6 protein-coding genes are annotated in these 6,118 nt (G+C 60.5%); 5 read left to right on the top strand and 1 reads right to left on the bottom strand.

The window, feature by feature from the left end:
- Nucleotides 1-67 precede the first annotated feature (67 nt).
- The gene (locus EJA71_RS23145) at nucleotides 68-1,012 is read right to left on the bottom strand and encodes a GlxA family transcriptional regulator (RefSeq protein WP_158959827.1); all 945 of its coding nucleotides are present in this window, start codon (nucleotides 1,010-1,012) and stop codon (nucleotides 68-70) included.
- Nucleotides 1,013-1,204: 192 nt separating this feature from the next.
- On the opposite strand from EJA71_RS23145, the gene EJA71_RS23140 reads away from it, so the two are divergent.
- The 5 genes from EJA71_RS23140 to EJA71_RS23120 all read left to right on the top strand — a co-directional run bounded on the left by EJA71_RS23140 (nucleotide 1,205) and on the right by EJA71_RS23120 (nucleotide 6,052).
- Nucleotides 1,205-2,149: a choline ABC transporter substrate-binding protein gene (locus EJA71_RS23140; protein WP_158959826.1), complete on the top strand. Its 945-nt coding sequence runs from the start codon at nucleotides 1,205-1,207 to the stop codon at nucleotides 2,147-2,149.
- Nucleotides 2,150-2,257: 108 nt separating this feature from the next.
- Nucleotides 2,258-3,145, top strand: a complete 888-nt coding sequence (locus EJA71_RS23135; protein WP_016983621.1) for a 3-keto-5-aminohexanoate cleavage protein — start codon at nucleotides 2,258-2,260, stop codon at nucleotides 3,143-3,145.
- Nucleotides 3,146-3,288: 143 nt separating this feature from the next.
- Complete coding sequence (locus tag EJA71_RS23130) at nucleotides 3,289-4,254, top strand: L-carnitine dehydrogenase (RefSeq protein ID WP_158959825.1); 966 nt, start codon at nucleotides 3,289-3,291, stop codon at nucleotides 4,252-4,254.
- 133 nt (nucleotides 4,255-4,387) lie between these two features.
- Entirely contained in the window at nucleotides 4,388-4,864 is a 477-nt protein-coding gene (locus EJA71_RS23125; RefSeq protein WP_158959824.1) for a thioesterase family protein, read from the top strand.
- A gap of 24 nt (nucleotides 4,865-4,888) precedes the next feature.
- Nucleotides 4,889-6,052, top strand: a complete 1,164-nt coding sequence (locus EJA71_RS23120) for a gamma-butyrobetaine dioxygenase (protein WP_158959823.1) — start codon at nucleotides 4,889-4,891, stop codon at nucleotides 6,050-6,052.
- Nucleotides 6,053-6,118: the final 66 nt, after the last annotated feature.

Below are 6,118 nucleotides of genomic sequence, written 5' to 3'. Positions count from 1 at the left end.
CTTCGGCAGCTCCTACAGGGAAATACATTCCAATGTAGGAGCTGCCGAAGGCTGCGATCTTTTGATTTTAGGCCTGGGCGGTACGGCGGTCTTCGCGCGGGCAGCGGGCGAATTTTGCGCGGTAACTGCGGGTAAAGTACGACGGCGATTCAAAGCCGCAGGCGATGCTGACTTCGAGCACGCTCATGTCTGTCTGGCGCAGCAGTTGCCGGGCCTTTTCCAGTCGCAGGCGCAGGTAGAAATTGCTCGGCGTATCGTTCAGGTGCAGTCGAAACAAGCGTTCCAGTTGCCGCCGCGTGACCTTGATCGATTCCGCCAATTGCAGCGTGGTCAGCGGCGGTTCGCTGTGCTGCTCCATCTCGCCAATCACTTGCACCAGTTTCTTGTTGTTGATGCCGTAACGCGTGGCAACTTCCATGCGTTGATGGTCTTTACGCGGACGAATGCGCCCCAGCACAAATTGCTCACTGACCTGAATCGCCAGTTGCGGGCCGTGGGCCTGGGCGATCAGATCGAGCATTAAATCGATCGAGGCCGTGCCGCCCGCCGAGGTGATGCGCCGACGGTCGATCTCGAATAATTCCTGGGTCACGCTGAGCTGTGGATAAGACTCCTTGAAGGCGTCGATGGCTTCCCAGTGCATGGTCAGACGATAGCCGTCGAGCAGCCCGGCCTCGGCCAGCACAAAGCTGCCGGAGTCGATGGCGCCGAGGGTGACACCTTCGTTATCGAGTCGGCGCAGCCAATGCTCCAGCGCCGGGGTAGCAAATTTCAGCGGTTCAAACCCGGCCACCACCAATAACGTCGCGCCTTTTTTCAGCGGTTCCAGCCCGGCATCGGCGTTAACCGACATGCCGTTACTTGCCAGCACCGCCCCGCCATCGGCACTCAACACATGCCAGCGATACAACTCGCCGCGAAAGCGGTTGGCCACGCGCAGCGGTTCGATCGCGGAGATAAAGCCAATGGCAGAGAACCCCGGCATCAGCAAAAAATAGAAATCCTGGGACATGTGCGCACTCGATTCGCGGGTAGCGTGGCTCGTTGATACGCCGTTTGCCAGCGGCATTCAAGCGTGCAGGTCGCTACAGTGCAAATGCCAGTCGCCGCAGTGCGCTTTCATGGGCGTATAGCTGCGTAACTTTGCATCACCGGCACGACAGATGCCGGAACTCACAATAAACGACCTGCCGAGGAACCCGACATGAAACGACTGATCAGCAGCTGTGTTCTTGCACTCAGCGGTACCGCTTTCTTGAGCGCCAGCGTCATGGCGGCCGAACCGGCTTCGTGCCAGAACGTGCGCATGGGCGTGGTCAACTGGACCGACGTGATCGCCACCAGTGCCATGACCCAGGTCCTGCTCGACGGCCTCGGCTACAACACCAAACAAACCAGTGCGTCCCAGCAGATCATCTTCGCCGGGATCCGCGATCAGCGCCTGGACCTGTTCCTCGGTTACTGGAACCCGCTGATGACCCAGACCATCACCCCGTTCGTCGACGCCAATCAGGTCAAAGTCCTCGAAGCACCAAGCCTGAAAGACGCCCGCGCGACCCTCGCGGTGCCGACTTATCTGGCCGACAAGGGCCTGAAAACCTTTGCCGACATTGCCAAGTTCCAGAAGGAGCTGGGCGGAAAGATCTACGGCATCGAGCCAGGCTCGGGCGCCAACACGCAGATCAAGGCAATGATCGCCAAGAACCAGTTCGGCCTCGGCAAATTCCAGTTGGTCGAGTCCAGCGAGGCCGGCATGCTCGCCGCCGTCGACCGCGCCGTGCGCCGCAAAGAGGCCGTGGTGTTCTTCGGCTGGGCGCCGCACCCGATGAACGTCAACGTGCAGATGACTTATCTGACTGGCAGTGAAGACGCCCTCGGCCCGAACGAAGGCATGGCCACGGTGTGGACCGTCACTGCGCCGAAATACGCCGAGCAGTGCCCGAACATCGGTCGTCTGCTCACCAACCTGACGTTCACCGCCGAGGACGAGAGCCGGATGATGCAGCCGCTGCTCGACCACAAGGACGCTTTCGAATCGGCCAAGCAATGGCTCAAGGATCACCCCGAAGACAAGCAGCGCTGGCTGGAAGGTGTGACCACGTTTGATGGCAAACCGGCCGCTGAAAACCTCCAGCTGACCAGTAAATAACCCTCTATTGAAACACCCGCTCTCCCAAATGGGAGAGGCAAATGAATCACGCTTCGCAGCCCCGAAAGGGCTGCGGACAGACCCATCACGCCTGAAGGAAACCGCATCATGAACCACGACGTCATCATCACCTGCGCACTCACCGGTGCTGGCGACACGACCGCCAAGAGCCCGCACGTGCCGGTCACCCCGAAACAGATCGCAGCAGCCGCCGTGGAAGCGGCCAAGGCCGGCGCCACCGTCGTGCACTGCCATGTGCGCGATCCGCAAACCGGCAAATTCAGCCGTGACGTAGCGCTGTACCGCGAAGTGATGGAGCGCATCCGCGAGGCGGACGTCGACATCATCGTCAACCTCACCGCCGGCATGGGCGGCGACCTGGAGATCGGCGCTGGCGAGAACCCGATGGAGTTCGGCCCGAACACCGATCTGGTCGGCCCGCTGACCCGTCTGGCCCACGTTGAAGAACTGCTGCCGGAAATCTGCACCCTCGATTGCGGCACGCTGAACTTCGGCGATGGCGACACCATTTACGTCTCCACTCCAGCGCAACTGCGTGCTGGCGCCAAGCGCATCACCGAGTTGGGCGTTAAGGCCGAACTGGAGATTTTCGACACCGGCCATCTGTGGTTTGCCAAGCAGATGATCAAGGAAGGTTTGCTCGACAACCCGTTGTTCCAGTTGTGCCTGGGCATTCCATGGGGTGCGCCGGCGGATACCACCACGATGAAAGCCATGGTCGATAACTTGCCCGCCGACGCAGTGTGGGCCGGGTTCGGCATTGGCCGGATGCAGATGCCGATGGCCGCGCAAGCGGTGCTGCTGGGCGGCAACGTGCGGGTCGGGCTGGAAGACAACCTGTGGCTGGACAAAGGTGTGTTGGCGACCAATGGCCAACTGGTCGAGCGCGCCACCGAGATTCTCAGCCGCCTCGGTGCCCGCGTGCTGACCCCGGCTGAGGGCCGCAAGAAAATGGGCCTGACCCAGCGCGGCTAGTCGAACTCACATCAAAACCCTGTGGGAGCGAGCCTGCTCGCGAAGAGGCCCGTACATCCGAAGCATCTTCATCAGCAGAGCCACCGCTTTCGCGAGCAGGCTCGCTCCCACAGTTGATCGCCGAACTATTCAGGAATGTCACCATGAGCTTCATCACCGAAATCAAAACCTTCGCAGCCCTGGGCAGCGGTGTCATCGGCAGTGGCTGGGTGGCCCGCGCCCTCGCCCATGGCCTCGAAGTGGTCGCTTGGGATCCGGCGCCCGGCGCTGAAGCGGCGCTGCGCAAACGCGTCGCCAACGCCTGGGGTGCGCTGGAGAAAAACGGTCTGGCGCCGGGCGCTTCGCAGGATCGTCTGCGTTTTGTCGCGACCATCGAAGAATGCGTGCGTGATGCCGACTTCATTCAGGAAAGCGCCCCCGAACGTCTGGAGCTGAAACTCGATCTGCACAGCAAAATCAGCGCAGCAGCCAAGCCGAATGCATTGATTGGTTCGAGCACTTCGGGGCTTTTGCCGAGCGAGTTCTACGAGAGCTCGACGCATCCGGAACGCTGCGTGGTCGGCCACCCGTTCAACCCGGTTTATCTGTTGCCGCTGGTGGAAGTGGTCGGAGGCAAAAACACTGCGCCGGAAGCCGTGCAGGCAGCGATGAAAGTCTACGAATCCCTCGGCATGCGTCCGTTGCACGTGCGCAAGGAAGTACCGGGGTTCATCGCCGACCGCTTGCTTGAAGCGCTGTGGCGTGAGGCGCTGCATTTGGTCAACGACGGTGTCGCGACCACGGGCGAGATCGACGATGCGATCCGTTTTGGCGCTGGATTACGCTGGTCGTTCATGGGCACGTTCCTGACTTATACGCTGGCCGGTGGCGATGCCGGGATGCGCCACTTCATGTCGCAATTCGGCCCGGCGTTGCAGTTGCCGTGGACCTATCTACCGGCGCCGGAACTGACTGACAAGTTGATTGATGATGTGGTCGATGGCACCAGTGATCAGCTCGGCCGTCACAGCATTTCGGCGCTGGAACGCTATCGTGATGATTGCCTGCTGGCGGTGCTGGAGGCGGTGAAGACCACCAAGGAAAAGCACGGGATGAGTTTCAGCGAATAGGCCGTTTAATGATCGTTCCCACGCTCTGCGTGGGAATGCAGCCCGGTTCGCTCCGCGTCCCAGAAGCGTGACGCAGAGCGTCACAAGAGGCGTTCCCACGCAGAGCGTGGGAACGATCGCGTCAGGAGAAAACATGCCCACCCTCACCACCTACCAAACCACAATCATCCCCGACTGGGTCGACTACAACGGCCATCTGCGCGATGCCTTCTACCTGCTGATCTTCAGCTATGCCACCGACGCCTTGATGGATCGCCTCGGCATGGACAGCAACAACCGCGAAGCCAGCGGCCATTCACTGTTCACCCTCGAACTGCACCTCAACTATCTGCACGAAGTGAAGCTCGACACTGAAGTCGAAGTGCGCACGCAGATCATCGGCCACGACAGCAAACGCCTGCACCTCTATCACAGCCTGCACAAGGTTGGTGAAGATCAGGAACTGGCCGGCAACGAACAAATGCTCCTCCACGTCGACCTCGCCGGCCCGCGTTCGGCACTGTTCAGCGCGGACACCTTGAGCCGCCTGCAAAACATCGTCGCCGAGCAACAAGACCTGCCCGCTCCCGTTTACATCGGCCGCGTCATCGCGCTGCCACCTGCAAGGTAAATCCATCGATCGCTAGGAGCCGCCATGAACACCGCTGCCGCTGTTGCCGATTTCCGTACTTATCCGTTGATCAGCGCGCTCGGTGGCGTGCAGACCCTGGCGGATCGCGTTGCCATTGAATGGGCTGACGGCCGCGTCAGCCCGTTTCACCACGTCTGGCTGCGGGACAACTGCCCGTGTCAGCAATGCGTTTACAACGTCACCCGTGAACAGGTGTTCGAGATTGTCGACGCCGCTGAAGATCTGAAACCGACCGCCGCGCGCATCGATACCGATGGCTGCCTGCGCATCGACTGGCAGGACGGTCACCTCAGCCGCTTCGATCCTGGCTGGTTGCGCGCTCACGCCTACGACGATGATTCCCGCGCCGAACGTCTGGCCGGCAAACCCAAGCCCTATCTGTGGCGCAGCGATATGCAGTTGCCGGTGTTCGAATACGCGGCATTGATGAACGATAACGCCGCGCTGCTGCAATGGTTGCTCGCTGTGCGCGACATCGGCCTGACGCAGGTTCGCGGTGTGCCCACCGAACCCGGTTCGTTGAAACTGATCGCGCAACGTATTTCCTTTATCCGCGAAAGCAACTTCGGCGTGCTGTTCAACGTGCAATCCAAGGCCGATGCCGACAGCAATGCCTACACCGCATTCAACCTGCCATTGCACACCGACCTGCCGACTCGCGAGCTGCAACCTGGACTGCAATTTCTGCATTGCCTGGTGAACGACGCCAAGGGCGGCGAGAGTATTGTTGTCGACGGCTTTGCGATTGCCGATGCGTTGCGCCAGGAGGATCCCGAGTCATTCAAGGCGTTGTGTGAGATCCCCGTGGAGTTTCGCAACAAGGATCGCCATAGCGACTATCGCTGCCTGGCGCCGATCATTGCTTTGGACGCGTTGGGGCGCGTGGCAGAAATTCGCATGGCGAACTTTTTACGCGGGGCGTTTGATACGTCGGTGGAGCAGATGCCGCTGTTGTATCGGGCGTATCGGCGGTTTATTGCGATGACCCGCGAGCCACGGTTCCGGCTGATGCAGCGGCTCAATCCCGGTGAGTTGTGGTGCTTTGATAATCGCCGCACGCTGCACGCGCGCAATGCCTTTGATCCCGCCACCGGGGCGCGGCATTTTCAGGGCTGTTATGTCGACCGGGATGAGGTGTTGTCGCGGATTCTGGTGTTGCAACGCTAGACCGTAAAAAGATCGCAGCCTTCGGCAGCTCCTACATTGGAATGCGTTCCCTGTAGGAGCTGCCGA

The sequence above is a fragment of the Pseudomonas sp. PB106 genome (assembly GCF_009764645.1).
In the GTDB taxonomy this organism is placed as follows: Bacteria; Pseudomonadota; Gammaproteobacteria; order Pseudomonadales; family Pseudomonadaceae; genus Aquipseudomonas.
The sequence above is the reverse complement of the archived record's forward strand: the minus strand, read 5'-3'. Positions and strand labels throughout refer to the sequence as shown.